The following is a 25,793-nucleotide window of genomic DNA, read 5'->3' as shown; positions in this document are numbered from 1 at the left end:
AGTAACAGTCGCAGGAGTCGCAGTTTGGGCTGTACTACTTAACCCAACTTGCAGACTTTAGCTTGTAAACCTTTGTTTAAAAAGGAAATCTTGTTTTAGGATTTCAGATTTGGGGACTACAAATTTTTTCCTGGTAAAGGGACATTTTTTATAGTTTAGGGCTAAGTAAATTTCCTTTAGTTTAGGGCTTGGCTCTGAACATTTCTTAATTTCGATTGTGTTTTCAAGTACATCTTTTATCTCTGTTGTAACTAACTTTTGAGTATTTGCAATTCTCATAATTTCTTGCCAATCGTGATTTATTTTTTTTACTTTTAGTTGATATCTAATCGTATTTACGATCCAATAGGCTAACAATCCAAGGTTTAAATGTGCCATAGTTGACTCATCGTTCTGATGATAAATAGGTCGTAAATCCAAGTCTGTTTTTAACGTTCTAAAAGTACTTTCAATTTCTCGTATGCAATTGTATATTCTCCAAATTGTTTGCTCATCCCTTTCTTTTAGAGACGTTTTTATAAAATAAACGCCATGTTCTTTTTTCTGATTTATTTGACTTTCTTTGACCTCCCATTTCATAGAAGTTACCTTGCTCGTTTTTTGGTCAACCAATAAATCAATTTGGTAATGCTTGGCTATTGAGGGATATTTTTGTTGCAATCGCCCTATTTTTTGATTTATAATTTCTTGCTTTTTTATCCCCGATTTTTTGGCTAATCCATTGGCAAGTTTGGTTAATGTGTCTTCATAAAGGGTTTTAAATTTGCGATTCATTGAACGTTCTTTCATTGCTTTCATGTCGCTTTTCACCTTGAAAACACACTGATTTTGTTCTTCACCTTCAATTTCATTCAGCTCTATTTTCTGATTTTTTTTGTCATAAACTATTGTAGGGATTTCATTTTTTAAGGCATATTTTTTGGGTTTAGTACGGCTTACACATAAATAATCATATCCTTTTTCTGTCACCAATTTCAAGTTTTCGTCAGTGGCAATACCAGCATCCATAATCACCAAAGCCTTTTTTGTGGACTCACTCGTAGCCTCACGAAGGCTATCAATCATATCGGACAAGGTCTTGCAATCGGCCATATTCCCTTGGTAGATATTGGAATATTTCAAAAAGCCTTCTACATTTACAACAGCTGCCAAAACAACTAGTTTGGCATCGGTTCGCTTTTCCTTGCTACGTCCGTACTGAGCTAAATCACTGTTCTTTTTCTGACCTTCAAAATAGGTATTGGTTAGGTCATACAAATAAAATTTATCTTCAATATCAAATAATTCATTGGTCTTTTGAGACAAATATTTTTCCATCTCATCTTTAACTTGATACAAATTTAAGGCAGATTGATATAATTTATCCTTTGTTATTTTTTTGATAGGATAAGCGGTTAATTCACAAATAGCCGAATTTTCTTTTATCCATTTACTGGTTCTGTTTTCGCTCGCGGGATAAACGGCTCTGCTTATAATTTGAGTGAGTGCCAATTGAACTTGTTCTTCCGGCCAATTTTTATCCAATAAAAACTGGTCTATTTTTAGTTGCTTCAATGTTTGCAAACTCATCCATTCACCTCCTAGTTCACGTGCTTCAGTGTGTTTTAGTGTGTTCAAATCTACACTGTGAATGTCTTTTTGGGAAGAATGAGAATTATCTATTTTGTTTGATTTTAGTATTTTGGAATACAATTCATCAATATACTCCCAAAGATGTTCTTGAAAATCATCTTCAAACAAGCTGTTTTTTCCATTGAGTTTTTCAGTCAATTTTTTCTGGATATAATTCAATTCCTCAGCCGTTAAATGGTCTATAAATCCAGCAGTTACAATAGTTCTGTTTCTAACAATATCGTTTTGATCACGAAAACTCTCTACCAATCGGTAGTAGGATTCCATTTTGCCTGTTTCAGGATTTCGACGAAAAGTAGATTTGAAATACATTTAGTAAAAATCGGAAATATCCCCATTAAAGACAAGATTTGCTGGGGACTACAAAACGGAATTTACCTAAAAAACACCTGTTTTGAATACAAAAAATACCAATTTTTAAATAAAAACTTACAGAAATGATTGTTAAAATGATGTAATTAACAATTAATTAACTTTTATCGTCATTCAACCCTGCAAGTTGGGTTAATAATCCACCTCCCGAAGTGATAGACCATGCTCCGGTTGTAGCTCCACCACCAACGGTTGCACCAATTAGTGTAATTGCTGATGGTGTTCCCGATTGGCAAACAGTATTAGGGCCTCCAGCGTTCACAGTTGGCGTAGCATTGACAGTTATAGTTCTAGTTGTACTTATAGCAGAACATGCAGTAAGTGCATTTGTGGTAAGAGTCAAGGTAACGGTTCCGCTAAAATTTGCTGCAGGAGTATAGGTAACAGTTGCAGGAGTCGCAGTTTGAAGGGTACTGCTTAAAGTTCCTCCACCAGAAGTAATAGACCATGCTCCAGTTGTGGCACCTCCGCCAACAGTTGCACCAGTTAATGTAATTGCAGATGGTGTTGGAGATTGACAAACAATATCAGGACTTCCAGCATTTACCGTTGGAGCAGCATTTATAGTGATGGTTCTAGTTGTACTTACTGGAGAACATGCAGTTGGTGCATTTGTGGTAAGGGTCAATGTTACCACCCCACTGAAATTCGAGGCAGGTGTATAGGTAACTGTTGCAGGAGTTGCAGTTTGGAGGGTACTGCTTAATGATCCACCTCCTGAAGTAATAGACCATGCCCCAGTTGTAGCTCCGCCACCAATAGTTGCTCCAGTTAATGTAATGGCTGATGGTGTAGCTGATTGACAAACAATATCAGCTCCTCCAGCATTTACCGTTGGAGTTGCATTCACGGTAATAGTTCTTGTTGCGCTTACTGGAGAACATGCTGTTGGTGCATTTGTAGTAAGAGTCAAGATAACTGTTCCGCTGAAATTTGCAGCAGGAGTATAGGTAACGGTTGCGGGAGTTGCGGTTTGTGCTGTACTACTTAATAATCCGCCACCTGAGGTTATAGACCATGCTCCAGTTGTGGCCCCTCCGCCAAGAGTTGCTCCGGATAATGTAATAGGTGAAGGAGAAGGTGATTGACAAACCACATTAGTCCCACCAGCATTTACGGTTGGAGCTGTATTTACAGTGACAGTTGCAGTTCCTGAAACAGTTTGGATACATGTTGGAGTTGAAGAATAGGAAACACTTGTTAATGTATATATTGTGTTTGAAGTCAATGCCGCTGTTGTCAATGTAGCTGTTCCACTTGCTCCAATATTTATTGTTGATGAACCGGCAACACCCGAAACGGTATAAGTTAGAGTTGTATTAGGAGTTGCATTGAATGTTATATTAGATGTAGATCCATTACAAATTGGATTTGCTCCAGTTACACTAATGTTGGCTGTAGGATTAGGAAGAACTGTGATAATCATTTCATCTGATACTACCGGGCAATCAACAGTTGTTTGATTACTAACAATTCTTATTGTAATGTTTCCAGAGGTGAAACCTGGAGGTAGCGTGTAAGTACTTGACAATGAGTTAGGCGAATTAATAGTACCGGTAGTAACTACCCAATCCCATTCATTTTGGTTATTAATTACACCACTAATTAAACCTTCTAAAGTTATTGGAGGTGTTCCTGAACAAACTATTCGGTCAATTCCTGCAGATACTCCTCCATTAGTATTGACATCTACTTGCAAGATACTTGGAGAGCTATTTCCGCAAACATTGGTAGCAATTACTGAGACAAAACCACTTGATGCATTATTAGGTACTTGTACTATTATTGAAGTCGTTCCTTGACCACTTGTTATGCTCCAGTTTGTTGGTACAGTCCAAACATAACTGTTGGCATTAGAAACGGCAGCTATTGAGTATGTTAGTGTTTTAGTTGGACAGATTACGGTTACTCCATTAATAAGTCCAGGTGTAGCTGGGATTGCAGTATTTACAGAAACTGCAAAAGTTTGAGCACCACTTGTTCCGCATGAATTATTAGCAGTCACAGTAATATTTCCAGCAACCGCAGATCCTGATGTTGAAACAGTAATTGTATTTGTATTTGTACCTGATGTAATATTCCAACCTGACGGTAAAGTCCATGTATACGATGAAGCATTTGCAACAGCGGATATACTATAAACAAGCCCTGTTCTGCTTATACATTGTTCTATAGAGCCACTTATTGCTCCCGGCATTGCTGGTGCTGCTGGACTTACGGTTACAGCCAGAGTTCTTGCTAAACTCGTTCCGCAGCTATTTGTTGCAGTAACACTAATAGTTCCATTTTGGCCTGTACTACCTGATGTTACAGTTATTGAATTTGTTCCAGCACCTGCAGTTATTGACCATCCAGTTGGAACTGTCCAAGTATAAGTCGTCGCATTAGGAACGGCTGTTATACTATACGTTAATCCCATAATTGCCGGACATACAGTCGGTGTTCCAGCAATTAATCCTGGTGTTACTGGTGTTGCCGGACTTACGGTTACTCCAAGAGTATTAGCTAAACTTGTTCCGCAGCTATTTGTTGCTGTGACACTAATAGTTCCATTTTGACCCGCAGTACCAGATGTTACAGTAATAGTATTTGTTGCTGCACCTCCAGTTATTGTCCATCCAGTTGGTACTGTCCAAGTATACGATGAAGCATTTGCAACAGTAGCAATACTATATGTTTGTCCTGTTAATGCAGGACATTGTGTAACAGTTCCTGATATTGCTCCTGGTGTTGCCGGTGTTGCTGGACTTACGGTTACAGCCAAAGTTCTTGCTGAACTTGTTCCACAGCTATTTGTTGCAGTAACGCTGATAGTTCCATTCTGGCCCGTATTACCTGATGTTACAGTTATTGAATTTGTTCCTGTGCCTGCAGTAATTGACCATCCAGTTGGAACTGTCCAAGTATAACTTGTAGCATTAGTAACTGCTGTTATACTATATGTTAATCCAATAATTGCCGGACATACAGTCGGTGTTCCAGCAATTAATCCCGGTGTTACTGGTGTTGCCGGACTTACGGTTACTCCAAGAGAACTAGCTGAACTCGTTCCACAACTATTTGTTGCAGTAACACTAATAGTTCCATTTTGGCCTGTACTACCAGATGTTACAGTAATAGAATTTGTTCCTGTACCTGCAGTTATAGACCATCCAGTTGGTACTGTCCAGTTATACGTTGTAGCATTTGCTACTGCAATAATACTATAAGTTTGCCCTGTTAATGCCGGACATTGTGTTCCAGTTCCGGTTATTACTCCTGGTGCTGCAGGTGCTGCCGGACTTACAGTTACAGCCAAAGTTCTTGCTGAACTTGTTCCACAGCTATTTGTTGCAGTGACGCTAATGTTTCCGTTTTGACCTGTATTACCGGATGTTACTGTTATTGAATTTGTCCCTGCACCTGCTGTAATTGACCATCCTGTTGGAACTGTCCAAGTATAAGTTGTAGTATTAGGAACTGCTGTTATACTATATATTTGTCCTGTTAATGCGGGACATTGTGTAACAGTTCCCGTTATTGCTCCTGGCGTTGCGGGTGTTGCTGGACTTACAGTAACTGCTAAAGAGGCAGAAGCACTTGTACCGCAACTATTTCCAGCGGTAACACTTATGTTTCCATTCTGTCCTGCGCTTCCAGATGTCACAGTAACAGAATTTGTTCCTGCGCCTGCAGTTATTGACCATCCAGTCGGAATTGACCAAGTATAACTTGTTGCGTTGGTTACTGCAACAACGCTATACGTTAATCCTGAAATGCCAGGACACACCGTTGATGTTCCTGAGATTACTCCAGGAGTTGCTGGTGTAGCGGGATTAACTGTAATTGGAATACTGTTGCTTATATCAGTTATTGGCGATACGCAAATAGCATTTGATGTTAGTCTAACAGTTACTATATCACCATCAGCAAGTAATGAAGTAGAAAAACTAGGACTATTTGTGCCAGTATTAATACCATTAATCATCCATTGATAAGAAGGAGTTGTACCTCCATTTGTTGCCAAAGCAGAAAAAGTTACCGAGTTGCCTGGGCAAATTGTTGTAGCGGAAGCTGATATGCTAACAGATGGTACAACAACATCATTTACAGTCATTGTAATTAAATTACTGGTAACTGGAGAAGTGCAAGCAGTACTTGAAGTTAGCACGACGGTTACTTTATCGGTATTCATAAGGGATGTAGAAGTAAATGTTGGAATATTGGTTCCAACGTTTATACCATTTACTTTCCATTGATAAGAAGGAGTAGCTCCACCATTAACTGGAGTAGCTGTAAAAGTAACTGAGGTACCTGCGCAAATGTTATTTCCCGGATTTACTGCAATTGATACAGTTGGTAAAGGATTCACAATTACTGTATATGTTACCGTTTGAGTTTGTGGTGCGCAGGCATTGTTGCTGGTTACCGTCATTGTCAAAGTAACAGAAGTTCCTGCATCGGCAGCAGTTGGGGTATAAGTAGGAGTTAGTGTTGTAGCGCCTGCGGTAATAGTTCCTGCTCCGTTTTCAGTCCATGCAATTGTTCCGTTTGTTGCGGAAGCACCACTTACCGTTGCAGTTGCATTCGAACAAATAGTTTGTGTTCCACCGGCAATTGCAGTTGGTAACGGATTCACAATTACTGTGTATGTTGCCGTTTGAGTTTGTGGTGCGCAGGCATTGTTGCTGGTTACCGTCATTGTCAAAGTAACAGAAGTTCCCGCATCGGCAGCAGTTGGTGTATAAGTAGGAGTTAGTGTTGTAGCGCCTGCGGTAATTGTTCCTGCTCCGTTTTCAGTCCATGCTATTGTTCCGTTTGTAGCAGAAGCACCACTTACGGTTGCCGTTGCATTCGAACAAATGGTTTGTGTTCCACCAGCAGTTGCAGTTGGTAACGGATTCACAATTACTGTGTATGTTGCCGTTTGAGTTTGTGGTGCGCAGGCATTGTTGCTGGTTACCGTCATTGTCAAAGTAACAGAGGTTCCCGCATCGGCAGCAGTTGGGGTATAAGTTGGCGTTAGTGTTGTAGCTCCTGCGGTTATAGTTCCTGCTCCGTTTTCAGTCCATAGGATTGTTCCGTTTGTAGCAGAAGCACCGCTTACGGTTGCCGTTGCATTCGAACAAATAGTTTGTGTTCCACCAGCAGTTGCAGTTGGTAACGGATTCACAATTACGGTGTATGTTGCCGTTTGAGTTTGTGGTGCGCAGGCATTATTACTAGTTACCGTCATTGTCAAAGTAACAGAAGTTCCTGCATCGGTAGCAGTTGGTGTATAAGTGGGCGTTAGTGTTGTAGCTCCTGCGGTAATTGTTCCTGCCCCGTTTTCAGTCCATAGGATTGTTCCGTTTGTAGCAGAAGCACCACTTACGGTTGCCGTTGCATTCGAACAAATAGTTTGTGTTCCACCAGCAGTTGCAGTTGGTAACGGATTTACAATTACTGTATATGTTGCCGTTTGAGTTTGTGGTGAGCAGGTATTGTTGCTGGTTACAGTCATTGTCAAAGTAACAGAATTTCCTGCATCGGCAGCAGTTGGTGTATAAGTTGGCGTTAGTGTTGTAGCTCCTGCAGTTATAGTTCCTGCCCCGTTTTCAGTCCATAGGATTGTTCCGTTTGTAGCTGAAGCACCACTTATGGTTGCCGTTGCATTCGAACAAATGGTTTGTGATCCTCCGGCAATTGCTATTGGTAACGGATTTACAAGTATTGTGTATGTTGCCGTTTGAGTTTGTGGCGCGCAGGCATTGTTGCTGGTTACAGTCATTGTCAAAGTAACAGAGGTTCCCGCATCGGCAGCAGTTGGTGTATAAGTTGGCGTTAGTGTTGTAGCGCCTGCGGTAATAGTTCCTGCTCCGTTTTCAGTCCATAGGATTGTTCCGTTTGTAGCAGAAGCACCACTTACGGTTGCCGTTGCATTCGAACAAATAGTTTGTGTTCCACCAGCAGTTGCAGTTGGTGGTGAATCTACTGTAAAAACACCAGTACTCGTAGCGGTTCCTAAAAGGGTAACTACTGAAATAAATCCAGTTGAGGCACTTGCGCTCAGTATTGCAGTTATTTGGGAGTCATTATCGATAGTAAAAGAAGTCGCAGTCACACCATTAAAGGTGACCGAAGTCGCTCCGGTAAAATTATTTCCAGTTATGATAACTGAATCGCCAGAATTATTACAGGCGTTAATTGGATTAAAACTCGATATGGATTGGGCAGAACTATCAATACAGAACAGAAAAGCAATCAGAAAAAACAAAAGAGAAGTTTTCGAATTTATTAATACAAAAAATGAATTTATATTGAATCTAGAGTAGTTTTTTTTCATAATAGGCACACTTTTTAATCAAACAATTAATGATTTTGTAAACCGGATTTAGAAAATTATCTATGACGTTTACAGAAGTTAAATAAAGTTTATTGTAGTGGTATTATTTGCAATGAAAAAATGAATCAAGCTGTTGTTATTCTTTATGTTTTATTTTAGAATTGATATTCAAAAATGACAACAGCTATGATTTTATTCGGATTAGATATATTGTTTTTTTTGGTTTCCGATACTTAATAATCTTAAAATTAAGTATTTATAATGGTCTTTTGTCGAAAAGAATCCTTTTTTCGATAAAAGGATTTTATCTCCCGATAAACTACTTGTTTTAAAAAAATAATTTCCGAGGTTTACTTTTTTTCTTATTTCAGGATTGATTTAGATATAAAAAAAACTGCCTTTGCAGACAGTTTTCTCTTTTTGAAGTTTATTAAACTAGAAATTATTTGATAATTATTTTTTTGTTAAGCGTTCCTTTGGAAGTTTTTAGTTTTACAATATACACTCCTGAGCTTATTTTTTTGATTGGAAGCTGTATGTCATACTGCCCTTGATTTTCAATTTTCCAAGTGGTGATTGATTGTCCAATAATATTGAATAAAGTCACTTCTTCAACAGTTGTGTCTATTGCTTTATTACTGATTATTATGGTATTTTTACTTTGTGAATGGGCTATTTTTATTTCATCATCAATACTAGTTCCATCATTAAGACCTAATGTTTTGTCTTTGAATCGTAATGAAAAACGAGAATGGTGCTCGCCATTTGCAAGGTTGATTTCAAAAGCTTCATTTCGGATATTATGGTATATTTTAGTCTCATCATCGTATAGAAAAATAGGCTGGTTTGCATCAAAGTTTTCTAAAGCATCAATCATGAATTTTACTTTCCCTGCAGCATCTGTTTTTACACCGATAGGGTAGGAAGCATCTAGGTCAAAAAATCCTTCACCTTGAATTACCAGTTGATTTTCCCCATTCAAAAAATACATATCATTTGGAAAGTCATCGATATTTAAACCGTCATAACCGTGATCCATTTCACTGGTCGCTTTTTCATCCATAAATCCTAACAATACCTGTCTGTGATGGTCATTATGGGAATTGAATCCCAATCGAATTTTTTTATAAGTATCATTTATTACTACATCATTATCATTGTTATTCCAGGCTTTCTCTTTACTGGATGTAGTTTTGTACATCACATTTGAGTTCAAAGCGTCATTTTCTTTATGAAAACCCCTTTGACTATTGTTGAAAATAACCGTTCCTCCAGAACCAATTTTTCCATTTACAAAAAAGCCTTGCCCAACCGGAATATAGCGGTTAGGAATACCTCTTGACGGAGTTCCTGACTGGCTGATAAAATCAACACCAGCCGCTGATGGGGCTAATCCTCCTGTTAAATTTCTAACGGCATAACCTCCTTGGTAATCACGTAAAGTATGGGTGTTGTTGCTGTCATAATGTTCCCAAAAATATAATGTTCCATCTGTGGAGGGATTTGAATTTATATTGGCTGTTATGAAAGCTTCGGCATCCAGTGCCGATGGATAAGGGTTACCGGTTAATAACAGTTGATCATCACCTACAGTATTTGTTGTTATTGATCCATTATTTGGTTTTCCAATGAAAGTATAGTTTTGAGTTCCTAATGCACCACCACTTCCTTTTAAAGTGAATCCTTGCCCTACTCGTATCGGATCATTTTCAGTTATTTGTACCCAATTAGCATAAGCATTGGTATAATCATCAAATTTATAAAGCCAATATCTGGCTAAGCTTACAGGAAATGTAGGAGCTCCGTCATAGCCACCAATCCAGTTTATTGCTATTGGTGCCAGAGGATTTGTTCCGTCTTTCAAGCTGCCTGAAACGGTATAGTTAGTGTTATTTGTTGTCGTATTTATTGGACTTACCGGAGAGCTCCAATAATTATAATTGTATATATTAGATTGCCCTTTTTGATCTCTTTCGATATGTCCAGAGCTTGTAACGTCTAAATCACTTTCTACAGTTTGCACCAATTGTGACATCCCAACTAGATCAATTTTTCCATCTAATTTTAAGTACCAATCATTTTGTATTTTGGTATCATTGTTCATTATGATATTTTTCCCTGCATCTACCAGCATTCCTAAATCAATATTGTTAGCCGTTTCTGTTATGTCGTGTTTTACATGAACAATCGACCAGTCTTGTTCCATGATATCTTCACCTCTTATTTCTTTTGTAGGGCTGTTTACCGCTGTTGCAAAACTTCCATTTCGTTCCGTTAAAAATGGCATTGGGGCTTGCTGAACATGAATGTTTTTATGGTTGTATATTTTTGTTCCAATGATATCAATTGCAGGAGTTGTTAGGTCATCAATGATATCATCCTTGTAATTATCCATTCTGTAATAACGAAGCAAATTAGTAAAAGGCAAAGAAATAGGAGAGGAGGCTACGTTTTTTGGAACTATCATACCTCTAATTTGTGAACTAACATCTTGAATTTCTTGGTAGACCATTCTTTGTAATTGAGATTCGGTCAAAGCCAAATTAAATACTCTTACTTCATCTATTTTTCCTTTAAAATATTTTGTATTACTGCTAGGATCTTTTCCTAAAGTAAAGAGTGATGCATCAGCTGGAATACTTCCTGTTTTAGCTTGACTTGTCACCAAAGCACCATTTAAATAGAGTTTAATATTTGATCCATCATAGATTACGCCAACATTGTACCACTGTGATACATTTAAAGTGGTGTTAAAAAGAACTGATGTTCCATTAACAACAGCTTCTAATTTCTTGCTGGCAGTAATTCGTAGTTGGAAATTATTTTGTCCCACTATTACTCCTTCCGATGAAAATGCAGGGTTTAAATTAATCCATGCCATGAGTGATGCATTGGCTAAACCACCAAGAATTGCTGTACTTTGACCATAATCATTTCGTCCGTCAAAATCTAGAAATAATTTTGTGCGGATGTCTCTTGGTGAACCAAAAGAAGCCGTATTAGTATCAAAAATGTCTAGTATTCCGTCTTTATCAATGTCCGTTGTACCGTCAATAATTCCATTATTATTAGTGTCTAAAGTTTTGTAATCATAGATTAATAATGTGTTAGCAATATCAAATGTACTTCCATTGGACATGAGATCTAAATAATCAGGGATTCCATCTGCATCTGTGTCTTTTAAATAAGTTGTGGCAGGATTTGCAGTTGCAATTCCTTGTCCTGAATTTCCATATTGAGTATTAAATGTTGCTCCGATACCATAATCATAAAGATCTAATATTCCGTCTCCAAAACCTTCCGTTATTCCGTCTCCATTGATGTCTTTACTTCTAAATGTTTCTGATTCCGGTCCATCACCAACACCATCGCCATTGATATCCCCATCGCCATTTTGATATCCTGAAACTGCATTTGTATTTCCGGCTCCAGACTCATCAACATCAAAAAGACTGTCATTATCGCTATCTAAATCAATATAATTCGGAACACCATCACCATCAGAATCTAATGCTGGTAATGCTGCTACTGATTCACCACTGTCATGAAGCCCATTTCCGTTAGTATCGACCCAACTTACATCAATTTTTCCTTTGGCATTACTCAAACTTCCTAAACCAGCTTCAATAACGTCTTCAATACCATCATTATCGGCATCTAAATCAAACATATCAGCAACACCATCATTGTCTAAATCGCATAAAGTTTGTGAAATTAGGATATCATCCAATGCAAGGTCATTACCACCACCACCAGGAGCATTATTCTTAAAACGAATGGTAAACGCATTTACATTTCCTAAGTTGACACTTGTGGTGAATTGTTTCCAAACTCCTTGAGTGCATGTATTATCAGTGGTGCTTCCAGAACATCTGCCAATATCACCCGTGTTGAAAGTCGTAAGAAGATTGTTTGATAAATCATAAAACTCTACTGTCACATTTGGTAAAATTGAACCGGGGAAAGTAGAGGGTGCCATAATATTTAATACCCAGAAACTATAGGTTATGGGTAGATTTGAAAGGATTCCAGTAATGGTAGTTTCATAAAATGTGCCGGGAGTAAAACTGGCATTAAAAACGGCCATCCTGCCATTAGTATCCCCAGTTGTATGATCTTCGCCATTATACCATGCTAAATCCCCATGAATATTTTCAGGATCGCTAGCAACTGTTCCTGTTATTTTAGAGACTACCGTGTATTCACCATCGTCTAGTATCCAAGTTGATTGACTAGGACATTCGGTTGTATTAGTACCTACAATTCCGTCTTCATAACAATAGGTTGTTGTTGCATTATAGGCAGCAGTAAAACTGGACGTTTTTCCTCCTGTTCCAAAGGTTTCATTTAAAAATTTATAATCTACTTTACGGCCATTTGCGTTGTTACAATTTAATTCCTCAGTGGCATCTAAGATACCGTCGTTATCATCATCAATGTCAAAGTTGTCATAAACTCCGTCTCCATCGCTATCAAAAAAGGTTTGGATTCCTGTTCCCTGAATGGAAAAATCATAAGGATTTTCATTGGAGTCATTGTTTACAATTGAAATTGAAGCGTTTTTTACACCTAAGGTGCTAGGATTAAAGCTAACAGAAAATGTAGAGCTGCCTCCCGTAGCAATTGATGCACTAGGGCTAGTGGCAACTATGAAATCGACAGCGTTAGTGCCAGAAATAGTTATCGCTCCTATAGTTAATGGTGCATTTCCAGTATTTTGAATCGTGAACGTTTTTGTGATGATTCCCGTACTGGTTTCCATTGAGCCAAAATTTGTCCAATCGGTGGTACTTGGCGTGGTATCACCATCAATGATAGAAATCGCATTTCCAAGCATGTTTATTTCTGGCGTATTTACGGTAGCTGTTACCGCAGTTCTTGAAGAAGTACAAGAAGCATTAGTGGTTTCAACATAATACGTTGTAGTTGTTGAAATAGTGGGAGTCGTAAAACTTGTCCCTGTAGCTAAGGCGCTTCCACCAGTTGATGATGCAAACCAAGAAATTGTTCCCGCAGAGGCTGTAGCTCCCAACACAACTGTTCCAGAACCAATTCTAGAACCAGGAGCCGTACTCGTAATTGTTGGAGTTGCATTTACAGTTACGTTTGTTGAATTATTGATGCTGATTGAAGAACTACAATTATTTGGAGAAGTTCCGCCACTTGCCAGATTTGTAATTGTTATTGTAGTTGATCCGGAATTTGCTAATGTGCTTGTGGTAAAACTTCCGTTTCCAGCACTTGTTACTGTCATAGTTGAGGTATTTCCTGTTGCGGTATTGGGAGTAGATAAATTATAAGTTACAATATAAGTTCCTACTGGTAAATCTGTAGCTGACGAAGTAACGAATACTGTTGCGCTGTTGGTTGAGCATATTGGTGTTGCAACAGTTGTTGTGCTTATGCTATAAACTGGGCATGTCCATGTGATGTTTATTTTACCAGCTCCGCCAAAAGCTCCATCGTCAGTGTTTTTACCACCTCCTCCACCTCCTCCAGGAGAAGAACCACTAATAGTAGCTGAACCAGAAGAACCAGAAGAACCATTTCCACCGCCACTTGGTGCAATTGCTCCGTTTGAATTTGTAGCTGCTGTTCCATTTAAAGCAGTTCCAGCAGAAGATCCACCACCACCACCGTTAGTTGCGCCATTTGCACCATTACCACCGCTAAAGCGAACATCTCCAATACAGCTTGAAGATAAACCACCAGAAGCTCCTGAAGTGGAATTATCTAATACACTATTACCCCCTTTGGCTAGAATTAATGTATTGTTATCAAACCATGAATCACTAGCAGCAGTAGTGGTTTGAGTAATGCTTCCTATACCAACTGAAACTGTATAAGTTGTTCCTGGTGTAACAGTTATTAATTTTTTTGCATAAGCACCGCCACCACCGCCACCATAGGCGCTATTACCACTAGTTTTTTTACCACCTTTTCCGCCCCCTCCCCAAGCTTCGACTTGTAGCGAGGTCACTCCTGCAGGAACAGTAAAAGTGCCTGAAGTGCTATAGGTTTGCGTAGTTTGTGAAATTCCAAAGAATGTTATAAAAAAAAGGCTAATGGTAAAAACTAATTTTTTATTCGCTAAAGTAATTTTTTTCATATTTTAATTACTGTATTTAATTATGGTTCAGTTTTTTATCTTTTGTAGAAATGTATTTGATAGTTTTTTTATTGTTTCCGTAAATTTAAATTTATTATTGCGATTAGTCAGCTTAAGGACAAATAAAACCGATAAAATACGTATTTATTTAAATATTGTAAGTTTATTAGTATTTAATTGTTATTTTTTTATAAAAATTTCATGAAAATATTATGAAGGAAAAATAGGTTTGTTTTTTGAATAGTATTTACTTTTCCAAAAAATTCAATCCTGAATAAGAACATTTCTTAATTCCATATTTATAATTTTAGTTAAATTTATTTTTACTGATTTTAGTATAAAAAAAAAGACTTCCCGTTTGTGGGAAGTCTTTTTTTAAGTTGGATTATTTTAAATTATTTGATAATAATTTTTTTATTGATATTTCCTTTAGTAGTTTTTAATTTTACAATATAAACTCCTGATGTTTTGTTTTGAATTGGGATTTTAATGCTGGTTTGCTCCTTTTCAGAAACATCCCATTTAGACATTAATTTTCCTTGAATGTTGAAAAGTGACACGTTAACTACTGTATTCTCATTTGATCCATTTGTAATATTCAAAACATTATTAGAACGAGTAAAGACTACTTGAATACTATTCTCATAAATTACATCTTTTACACCAAGAGTTTTATCCGTATAGCGTAAGGAGAAACGATCCTTGAATTCCCCTATTTCTGTATTGAATACATAAGGTGCTTTTTTTAAATCATGAATTATGTTCAGTTCTTTATCTTCTAAATAGATATTTGTTTTTGAATCCTTAAAAACACCTTCTTTGGAGTCGATATTGATATTAAAACTGCCAGCAACAGCACTAAAATAACCCAAACGGACTTGATCATTATTATTGAAAGTTTCTCGTCCTTGTATTTTATATGAGTCTTCATTGATGAACGAATAAAAATTAACATAATTCCCTCCGTCATTTAACAATCCATCATAACCATTGTCATAGTCATTTGTCGTATTTGTAAAATACCCAATCAATTGTTGACTAAATATCCCATCGCTGTTTTCCATATTCAACCATAAGCGGTCTCTTTCCTCGTCTTTGATATTGATTGGTAATGTTTTGTAAAATTGTGTGTTGGTTGTTCCTAACCTCATTGTGTTGTTAAAAATTAAATCAACATTGTCTACTTTAGATTCTACAAAAAAACTTTGGCAAGATGCAATGTTGCCTGATGGCTTATTTAACTGTTCTGTAGTACCTATGAAACTTCCCGATGTTCCTATTCCTCCAGACAAATTATACATTGCATAATCATCTGATGAAAAATTTAATAAATCAGGTCCTGGATTACTTATGGAAATATCTTGCTTGTGCGTCCAAAAATATAAGGTCGCATCAATACTATTTGAATTGGCATTTATAAAAGCATCGGCAGAAATAGCTGAAGGATACGGATTTCCTACCAAATTCCAGTCGTCATCTGTAGGTGTACCAGGGGTATTAAAAATTTTTGTGTTTACAACGCCATTATTCACAACTCCATTGAAAACTACAGATTCGCTTTTTGGAAAAGTTCCTGTAGTTGGTCCCATAATTATATATCCTTTACCGCTAGTCATTGTGGCTGCATATAACCAATCATTTTCATCATCATCAAAACCGTCAGGTGTTTTAGCACCCGTTTCAGAATCATATTCATCAAGAAAATTTGATGGTTTAAATTCAAAAGCATAATCGGTTCTCCATGTAGGAAATGTTGTGCTGATAGTTGTAGAAGTTACCGGTGTTGACCAATAGGTATAATCATATTTTTCAAAAGGTGAAGTTGTTTTTTCTACGTTAATGGTTCCCGTATTGGTATTAGTTTCATTTTTTTGAATCAAGCTGGCTTTGTTTTTTATGTTGAAAATGCCGTTAGTTTCCACTTTTACAAAATCCGTAACGGTAAGATTACTGCCAATTGAGAGTTCTAGGTTACCGGTTGATTTAACTGTTAAATTTTTTGCTAAAGCGCCAGGATTAGGAATAATTGGGATGATTGACGTACTTGGAATAATAACACAATTATCTGCCGTAGGAATTCCAACTGGTTTCCAGTTGTTTGCATTATTCCAGTCGGTGGTTAAGTTTTGCCAAACTTTAGATTTGTTAGTTACGTTTATGATTGCACTTGTAGAACAGCCATTTGCTAAATTTGCTTTTGCAGTAAATGAATAGGTACTTTGTTCCAGTTGTGCTAATGTTGGTTTTACATAAACAATTGATGCTGGTGTGCCGGTAGTATAAGGCAAAGTACAAGCGGCATTAGTATAAGCATCGATAGGAAGAGCACTTGTCCACTCGAATGAAGGGGATAATGGTCTGTCACCAAATAATTTGATATCATCAATCGCTACTCCATCAAACCATCCATTAGCATAATATATAATCCTAACTCTTAAATTTGATTTTCCAGCATAACTGTTTAAGACATATGTTTTGGTGTCAAAACGTGTTCCGATTCCTAAGTCGGTAGTGTAATTAGGATTAATGGCAGCCCAAGAAGCACCATTATCATCTGAAATTTCTAAGCCAACATATTCAGAAGCTGTGCTTGTGTTGTCTGGGGTGTATCTTGAGAAATAAATTCGTAAAGAAAGTGTTAAATTTAAAAAGTTGCTAGCATTGATAGTTGTAGAACGTAGTTCATTGTGTATTGGAGAACCTCCAACATCCGAAGCAGCCATTGCAAACTTATTTGTTCCAAAGCCAGAGGATATTGCAGGAAACCAAACATAAAAAGGTGGATACCCAGGAACAAATGTACTGGATTTAATTTGCCAAGCTGAGCTATTGTTAATAGATGCGCTGTTTGATATAATATTGTTGTTTGAAAATGATCCTAAAGAACCGCTTTCAAAATTTTCGTCAATTAGGTAAACTTGTTCACTACTTCCGGTTGCTTGTAGTGATATAATGCTATTTTCGCCGCAAACTTCAGGGTTGGCATTTGCAAAAGTTAAAGCTGGTACCGGTTTTATAGTTGCGACGACTGGGGTTCTGAATAAAGATTCGCAACTCCCATTAAATGCCGTTACATAATAAGTTGTTGTGGCAGCAATAGTAGGCGTTGACCATGTGGTTGACGCTGTAGTTTCTACTAATGTTCCTCCTGTTTGGGCATCATACCAACGGTATTGTGTACTACCAGTAGTTGCTGTTGCGCCTAATGTAACTGACCCTGTCCCGCAATTAAATCCATTTGTTATACTTGTAATTGTTGCGGAACAACTTGGAATTACAGTAAATAAATAATCTTCTGTTTCCCCGTTAGTATTGATGTTGCCACAAGGAGTGACAGTTAGTGTTGAATTGTATGCAACGCATCTTATTCTAATTCTATAATCACCAGAAGCAGTTGTTTGTGGGATAACGAACCCAAAAGTTGTAGAGGCAGTATAAATAGTTGAGCCGGAAGCATCACAAGAATATACTTTTTCTCCTGTATCATAGAAGTCTCCGTCTTTGTTCCAGTCTACCCAGGCAACAATATTTTGAGAGTTAGGACTTTGAAAAAACACATTGATTCCCTCACCTTGGGCTTGTATAGCTTTGTTGGATAGATTAGTAAAATCTTGATAACCTGGAGTAATGGATGAGAAGGTTGATTGATTTGTTACATCATTCAGCGTGCCAATAAAGCTTATTTTTGAAATATATTTGGTTGTTTCGAGACCGCTACTTACAGAGGGGGCGCAATAAGTTATAGGGAGGGTAGTGTTCTCAATAATACTAATGTCATCGATGTTCATTTTTCCAAATTTATTATTACCAGAAGATGTTGTACTCATATAAAAGCCAATATATTTAGTTTCTGTAGCTGTAGCTTGAAAAGTAACAGAATACTGATTATATGTGCCAGAGGTAACATTGTTTGAAATTGGCCAAAGCAATTGGTCTCCCCCAGTAGCACTTGTCATTGATGTATTTGTATTACTTGTTGATTTAACAATTCTCAATATTCCTTGCCATTGGATAACATTAGCCCATACAGTAATTGTATACCATCTCCCGTTAACAAAATTTATAGTTGGAGTTATAATGGAACCGCTATATGTATCTCCTGAAGGACTTGTAATCTGCCCAGATTTTGTACCCGTGTATGCATTTCCTGTAAATGGTTGTGTAATTGTACCTGTAGTTATGCTTGATGTAAATGCAGTATCTGTTGTCTCAAAACCTGAACTAAAAAGAGTGGTTTGTGCAGACAAATTTCCTTCCAAGAATAGCACAAGGAACAGACTTAAAAAAGTAAATAAAGTTTTGGTTTTATGCTGTTTTTCTTTTGTATTAGTAAGGAAGGAAAGAGGATGAGAATTTGTTGTAAATTTAAGAGAATCGGTGTTTCTTGAAAAGTAATTTTGGGACATAAATTTTCTAGTAATATATTTAGGGAATAAAACTACTAGTTTGTTTTTTATGAAACAACATTTTGTTGGTGAAATGTTATAATTTTCTGTAGTTTATCGGATTTTCTGTTTCATTTACCGATTATGAAAATATCATGAAAATGAATATAAGCGGTATTTATATTATTAAAATTTCTTTTTTATAATAGATTATTATGCATTTTTTTAGTTTTTTATTCAGGATAATCTTAACAAATAGTTACATAGTCTTCTTTAATTTAGATTTAATTTATTGTTGATAGATTTGTGATAAGTTAAAATGGCTGTAAATAAAATTATATTCTATCCTTCTGAAAAATAAATTCTCTGATTATTGAGAATGAATTAGTTGTTTTTTATTGGTGTGTTTTATTATTTTAACAAAAGTAAATAAGTTGAGTTTTTATTCTTTATTGTTTTAATCTGTTATTTAATGATTACTTACCGACTCATTTAAATAGTTATTTTAGAAAAAAAATTTTTGAGATTACTTTTTTAGTATATTTAATAAAATTTATAAATTATGACATTATGAAAATTTCCAGGACATTGGTAGTTGTATTCTTAGTATTTGTTGGTTTTGGTCATGCACAAAATAAGTTGACCGGAAAGGTTATGGATTACAAGAATAAACCAGTGGCAAATGCCAGGATATATTTAGATTCCATTTATTCAAATGTTACTACGAATAGTAAAGGGGGTTTTGAAGTTTTACTTCCTGAAAAAGTTACTGTTATTAACGTGTACTCATATAAATATGGTTTGTTGTCCTCTAAATTCAATAATGAAAATGTAATGAATTTCATGTTTTTGGAATCGCAAAAATCGATAAAAGATCGAGCTAAAAATGGAGATAAGATTTCTATCGGATATTCTGATGTGGATAAACAGTACAAAGTTAATACAGCACAAAGTTTAGATGCTCAAAACGATAAAAATTCAAGTATTTATAATACTATATATGACCTTATAAGAGGGCGTTTAGCTGGAGTTACTGTAACAAGGGATAATAGAATTACGATTAGAGGAGTGAGTTCCATTCGGAATATTGAAGATCCATTATTTGTAGTTGATGGCGTTATTGTATCAAGTATAGACTATATCTCTCCTAATAATGTAAAAAGTGTAAGTGTATTAAAAGATGCTGCGGCTTCTATTTATGGAGCTCAAGGTGCTAATGGTGTCATAGTAATAAAGATGAAGTAGGACTGGATGATACTTCTCATCTTATAGTTTTTAGATTAGCATCAAAATACTTTTGCCAATAGTTAATTCATGCTTTGTGGTTCGGGTATTTTGATATTTATCTTATTTTTCTTGGCCATCAATAAATATAAGGTGATTCCGCCTAAAATAACCAATAAAGCAATTTGAAGTTGACCAAGAAGATTATTGTCGTTGTGCAAGGTATTTGAGTGTGTCAATTTAGACTTACCCTCTTTACTTTGAATTTGCGACAACAGTTCCAGTGTTTGTAAAGCTTGATTACTGGAGTAATTTACTTGATTCCAGTTTTTATTTTGAGCCTCTTTATTAATCGCAGAACAAGAAGCCAGAAATGCAACTAAAGATGTTTTTTCTTTGGGAGTTAAAACAGTTTTCAGGTATAATTTATCTATGTTTTGAATGTTTTTTAAAGCGGCCGTGATTTGTTTCTTTTTTTGAGTATCATTTAGTTTTGCTTCTACTGCGTTAGCTTTTATGAAATAAAGCTCATTTGCATACTGAAAAATATAACGAGCCACAACTAATCGGTCATTATAGATCGTATTGATATCCTCATTCGTTTTTTTAGAGTTTTGAAGTGTATTGAAATTACTCAATAAGATGATAAACATAACAATCAGTAAAACAAAAGCGGCTTTTGTTTTATTACTGTATTTTTTTAAATCTTTCATCGCGACAGAATTTATAAGTATTGCAATATAAGCTATTGTATTGAATTTGTTTTAACTACAGTAGATAGTATAGGAAAGTATATATTTTAGAAACGATTCATTTTAATAATACAACCTGAAATCAAGTAGTTTGCACAGCGCATAATGTTTTTGATATAATTCTTCTACAATTTCAACAACATCATCTAGTTCTTCAAATAAACTAAAGAAAGCTTTGTCAAGATTACTGCTGGTTAATGCATTGAATTTTGCCCCATAACCGGAAACAGCACGTGCTCCTGTAATATCTAAAAAATATTGTGCTTCTTCCTGGCTCAAGTCCAATACTTTTGCATTGGCAAAATGTAAAATTTTTCCTTTCATTTTTCCTTCAAAAAGCTCGGCTATTTCTTCTAAACTGTAGTAATATTCATTGAGGCAAATATTGTTTCCTTCACCTTGCATCACTAAGTAGATTATTTCATAATTGGTAAAATTATGGTCGTCATAAAGCAATGTATTTAAGCTTTCTTCTAGTCCTTCAATAGTATCACAGGTTTTATAAATACTTGTAATGCCTTGTTCAAAGGCTAATTGCTCCAGGTTTTTGACTACTTCAGTAACGGTGTCAGTTTCTATATCGGGAACGGCTTCGAGGCAGAAAATAAATGTATCTGAATCCATGAATTTAGTTTATGTAGATGATATAATGCAAACAAATATTTTATTGATATAATGATTCGTAAGAGGCAATGCTCTTGAAAAACAAACAAACGGCAGCTAGATTAATTCTTGTTACTAAGCTGATGAATCTTTGCGCACCTAATTTCTTGATTTCATTTTGCAAAATTACTTCAGAATAAAATTCGTTGTTAGTATTTAACAATAAATTGTTTGGCTTTTTACCTTTCCATAATAATTTACTACACTCTGTTCAATTGTTTCTTTATAATTGAAGTAGCATTTTTTAAGATAATTAATTTTAACCAAAAACGATGTGCCTTAATGATAAAAAACAAACGAATGATTTTATACTTTTTCCAGAGAGGGAGGTATTGATAAACATTATAATGAACGACTTGTCTGAAGGCTTTACTAATTATAAAAATATGGCAAATATTAATAAAAAGTAAGTTTTAAGAATTTAAGGAGGACTTATTTATCTTGGGTGAATGCAGTAATGAACAAAGACACGGGTATTTTGTCATCACATTCAACTTATGAGATACTCGAAAGGTATTATATTGACCCAGCTATTTTAACTGTAATTGAAGAAGGGGCATTGAAAATTTCTGTTTTAGGAACATAAGCGTCACTCCTTTTCGTCACTCCTAGGGTTGAGGTCTGAAGAATATTTCAAATTTTAAGCATAAAAAAACCCTAACATATTGATGTTAGGGTTTTTGCTTTGGTAGCGAGACCGAGATTTGAACTCGGGACCTCAGGGTTATGAATTTTATTTTTTACCAAATAAATTCCTATTTATGTGCTGTTACAGGACTTGAAAATTAAGTAATCGTGTACGGATTCGTGCACGGTTAATATTAAAATTTGAAGCTAAATTAATGAAAATTAATTAATATTTATAATCTAATTATGAAGAAAATATAAAGCTGTTTATTTACCCAAAAGACATGTGAGGTATTATTGGAAAGATTTGCTGTCAAATCACTAGATAGTTAAAAATCGTAAGAAGATACTGGAGTAAAATGCCTAACGACTTAGCAAGTGGAAAAGGAATCTGACATTGCAGTGACTTGAAATATTTACAAGTTGAATCCTTGATCATCGGTAAGAAACTTAATTTGAGATATCCGAAACAAATATCACCTATTTTTTAAAGCTGTTTACTTGAAAAAAAAAGATGGTGTCCTTAAATCCAGGACACCATCTTTACTTTTGTATCGTAGTGGCTATTATTTTTTTCCGTCCCGAACTACTTTTGTATAATTTGGATAGTTATATTTTCCTAAAACAGATCTTTCTAATTCTAGTTTGTAAACTCCCCAAGGTAAATTTACTTCTGTTTTTAGTAGTTCTAATTTGGCCTTATTCGGGGTGCCCTTTGGAGCTTTTCCTTTAAGCAATTCGTACATCACCCGACCATCCATTTGCTGGGGAATGGTCAAATTATGGAGGTGTAAAACAGTAGGAATTATATCTATATTAGATGTGGGTAAGTTACCATTAAATTTTTTCTTGAAACTTGGACCAGAAGCTAGTAATGCAATATGAATTTCATACGGACTAAAACCACCGTGACCTGCAACACCTCTTGCAAAACTCGTGCCTGCATACCCAGCTCCATTTTTATTATCATTCCAGTTCATATCAACTAGTATATCTCCTGATCGTCCTGGATGATCCCAACGTATTGTTTCAAATGACAAGGTACCTTCAACAGAACCTTTGATATTTGTATTATCTTGGTTTTTTGTGTAAATTCCGCCTACCCAGTCCTGTCCTTGCAATGCAGCAACAATATTTTTTATAATCTGTGAATCATGATTCTTCACATATATGGCCCCTTCTGCTACAACTACATCAGTCGATTCCTTGTCTTTTTTAAATCCTTTGCTAATTAAAAAATCTGCAAGTCCTTGTTTTCCAACATGAGTCACAAAACCATGATCAGAAGAAATAACGATGTTAAAATTTTTATCAAGTCCCTTTAATTGCAGTGATTTAATTATCCTTCCGAACTGTTCATCAACATATTTTATAGACTCAACTGCTTCAGGTGATCCTATTCCATTTTTATGAGCAGCTCCATCTGGGTCACCATACCATAGTGTACTTACTAATGGACCATCTAATGTCAAACCATATTTTATTACTGCATCCGTCAACCATCTATGCTTTCCAAGTCCGGCTGGAACTGCGCCAATTTCACCAAGTATTTTAGTTTTCATAGACTCTGGAAGAATCATTGTGGTATTAATGATTGCTCCTCCACTGACTTTATGATTTTGCATTAAAGCTTGTCCAGTTGATCCTGAACTAAAAACGAATAATCTTGAACCATTTTGTTCTAAAACCTCTCCTAGCGAAACTGCAGTCAATAAATGATTGTCTGTGGCTTCAGCGATTTTATTTAATTCCTCGGCATCACCTGTGTTTAGACCAGCTGTCTCTTTTATTTGAGGAAAATAGACCGTGTTTCCCATTAGTCCATGACTTCCTGGATAACATCCTGTAGATAATGAGGATGCATTTACCCTGGTTACAGTTGGAAAAATACTGTGATGTTGTTTACCATAGCTTCCTTTTTTACTGAATAAATATAAATTCGGCATTAATTCAGGAGTTATATAATCCGGTCTTAGGCCATCAAAGAATACTATTAATGTTCGAATATTAGATTTATTACTGACCGTTTGTGCTGAAATGGCATTTGCAAAAAGCAAAGTCAATAATAAAATAAAGAAGCTTTTATTTGATATTTTCATAATAGAATGATTGTGTTTTAATTTTAATTTAACCCAACTTGAATATTTGAAAATCTGACAGGCTTGAACATGCATTTTCTCGTTCCTGTTTTTGAGTTTTATCCTTATTGGGTCTAATTTTTTTTACTTTAGAATTGATTATTTATCCCACCATACTTTGGTATTACTGTTATCCCCTCCAATTGAAGCTGTAGCTAATGCAAGATTTTCAGGATTAAGCGATTGTAGATATGTTGGGTAAGGTACACGATTTGGAAATGCATTTTCAGCAGGTATTCCAGATCCTCTTGGTAAAATTGGATATCCAGTTCTTCTTTTTTCAAACCACGATTGATAGTCAACAAAAAATGAAGCATAATATTTCTGTGTAATTATTCTTTCTAATTGAGTTTCTGTTGAGGTGTTGGGATCATAAAATACACCTTCCTGAGCTAGATAATTTGTAGGCATTGTTACACCCCATTGTACCATAGAAGCTGAAATTGCCGTATCATAATGCTGTTTTGGGTTTTTACCTGTATTAAAACCTTTTAAAGCAAGTTCTGCTTTAATAAACTCTAGCTCTGACCAGGTCATCATAATACCCAATTGTGGTAGGGTTTTCAAACCATCATTATAACTGGTATTTTTCCCAACTTGATATTCTGTAGTAACTGGATATCCGCTTTCAATTCCCTGATAAACATTTACTCCCCCTACACTTATTGGAGTAAACCATAAGTTTCGCCTAGGATCATTATCTGTATTCATTTTGTTAATAAAGAATTTGGTAACATAGGTGCCATCTCTCCATTCCAGCTGTCTTTGATTATAATAAGGGTTGTAATAGGGGAATGTTCCCGTATATTTAAAAATAGCATCATCAGCATTACTTGTAAATACAGGGTATTTTACAGGATTAGCCAGAATCGCCGTAATTTGTTCATTGATATTGATTTCTCCATTCCGTTTTGACAATCTGAGCAGTAACCTAAGTCTTAATGAATTGGAAAATTTTTTCCATTTAACAATTCCAGGATTTGTACCTCCCGAAAGGCTATTGGAATTGTATAAAAGATCTCCTCCATAAGTCAAGGCTTTGGATGGATTAAGCAATGCATTTGCCTCTTCTAAATCACTGAGAATTTTAATATAAATATCCTTTTGTTTATCGAATGCAGGTTTAAAGTTGCCTTCAGATGCTTTAATTGCTTCTGAATACGGAACGTCTCCATACAAATCAGTAAGAATAGAATAGGCCCAACATTTATATATTAAAGAGATTGCTTTGTAGTTATCTTCCCCTAAAGTTTCGGAGGTTTTGTATATATCTTCAATGTCAGCCATGTAACCGTAGAAGTTAGACCAAACTGCCGAACCTGGATTAACTACATATCTATGTAGTCCCTCTCCTGAAGGACTTGAACGTGGCGCATCAACCTGCATTAGCTGATGTGTGAAATTTCGAGAAGCAGTTATACTTGAATTTACAATTCTATACTGCAACTGACCCAACATAACTCCTGGAGTTATTTGTTTTGGACGGTTTGGATCCGTATTAATCTCTTCAAAATCTTTTGTACAAGAGGATATAAGAAATACAACCAAAAGGAGAAAACTATATTTTTTATTCATTTTTATCATGAT

At 35.8% G+C, this 25,793-nt stretch carries 9 protein-coding genes; 1 reads left to right on the top strand and 8 read right to left on the bottom strand.

Features of this window, described 5'->3' with window-relative positions; all coding sequences use genetic code 11:
* Positions 1-57: 57 nt before the first annotated feature.
* The 4 genes from Q1W72_RS04680 to Q1W72_RS04665 form a co-directional block, all read right to left on the bottom strand.
* Complete coding sequence (locus Q1W72_RS04680) at positions 58-1,944, bottom strand: IS1634 family transposase (RefSeq protein ID WP_302134830.1); 1,887 nt, start codon at positions 1,942-1,944, stop codon at positions 58-60.
* Positions 1,945-2,101: 157 nt separating this feature from the next.
* Positions 2,102-8,308 (bottom strand): hypothetical protein, encoded by a 6,207-nt coding sequence (locus Q1W72_RS04675; protein ID WP_302137489.1) that lies wholly within the window; start codon positions 8,306-8,308, stop codon positions 2,102-2,104.
* 442 nt (positions 8,309-8,750) lie between these two features.
* Positions 8,751-14,417 (bottom strand): LamG-like jellyroll fold domain-containing protein, encoded by a 5,667-nt coding sequence (locus Q1W72_RS04670; RefSeq protein WP_302137488.1) that lies wholly within the window; start codon positions 14,415-14,417, stop codon positions 8,751-8,753.
* 395 nt (positions 14,418-14,812) lie between these two features.
* Positions 14,813-18,823 carry a GEVED domain-containing protein gene (locus Q1W72_RS04665; RefSeq protein ID WP_302137487.1) on the bottom strand — a complete coding sequence of 1,337 codons (4,011 nt, stop codon included), beginning with the start codon at positions 18,821-18,823 and terminating at the stop codon, positions 14,813-14,815.
* Between the two features lie 618 nt (positions 18,824-19,441).
* Between Q1W72_RS04665 and Q1W72_RS04660 the strand changes: the two genes are divergently transcribed.
* Entirely contained in the window at positions 19,442-20,047 is a 606-nt protein-coding gene (locus Q1W72_RS04660) for a TonB-dependent receptor plug domain-containing protein (protein ID WP_302137486.1), read from the top strand.
* A gap of 62 nt (positions 20,048-20,109) precedes the next feature.
* Here Q1W72_RS04660 and Q1W72_RS04655 read toward each other — a convergent pair whose 3' ends face one another.
* The 4 genes from Q1W72_RS04655 to Q1W72_RS04640 form a co-directional block, all read right to left on the bottom strand.
* Complete coding sequence (locus Q1W72_RS04655) at positions 20,110-20,739, bottom strand: MCP four helix bundle domain-containing protein (RefSeq protein WP_302137485.1); 630 nt, start codon at positions 20,737-20,739, stop codon at positions 20,110-20,112.
* A gap of 102 nt (positions 20,740-20,841) precedes the next feature.
* Positions 20,842-21,402, bottom strand: coding sequence for a DUF6642 family protein (locus Q1W72_RS04650; RefSeq protein ID WP_121341144.1), 561 nt, complete (start codon positions 21,400-21,402; stop codon positions 20,842-20,844).
* Positions 21,403-22,634: 1,232 nt separating this feature from the next.
* Positions 22,635-24,014, bottom strand: a complete 1,380-nt coding sequence (locus tag Q1W72_RS04645) for an alkaline phosphatase family protein (RefSeq protein ID WP_302137484.1) — start codon at positions 24,012-24,014, stop codon at positions 22,635-22,637.
* A gap of 291 nt (positions 24,015-24,305) precedes the next feature.
* Entirely contained in the window at positions 24,306-25,781 is a 1,476-nt protein-coding gene (locus Q1W72_RS04640; protein ID WP_302137483.1) for a SusD/RagB family nutrient-binding outer membrane lipoprotein, read from the bottom strand.
* Between the last annotated feature and the right edge of the window lie 12 nt (positions 25,782-25,793).

The organism is Flavobacterium sp. ZE23DGlu08, from assembly GCF_030505335.1.
Taxonomy (GTDB): Bacteria; Bacteroidota; Bacteroidia; order Flavobacteriales; family Flavobacteriaceae; genus Flavobacterium; species Flavobacterium algoritolerans.
This window is presented reverse-complemented; position numbering and strand designations above follow the sequence as displayed.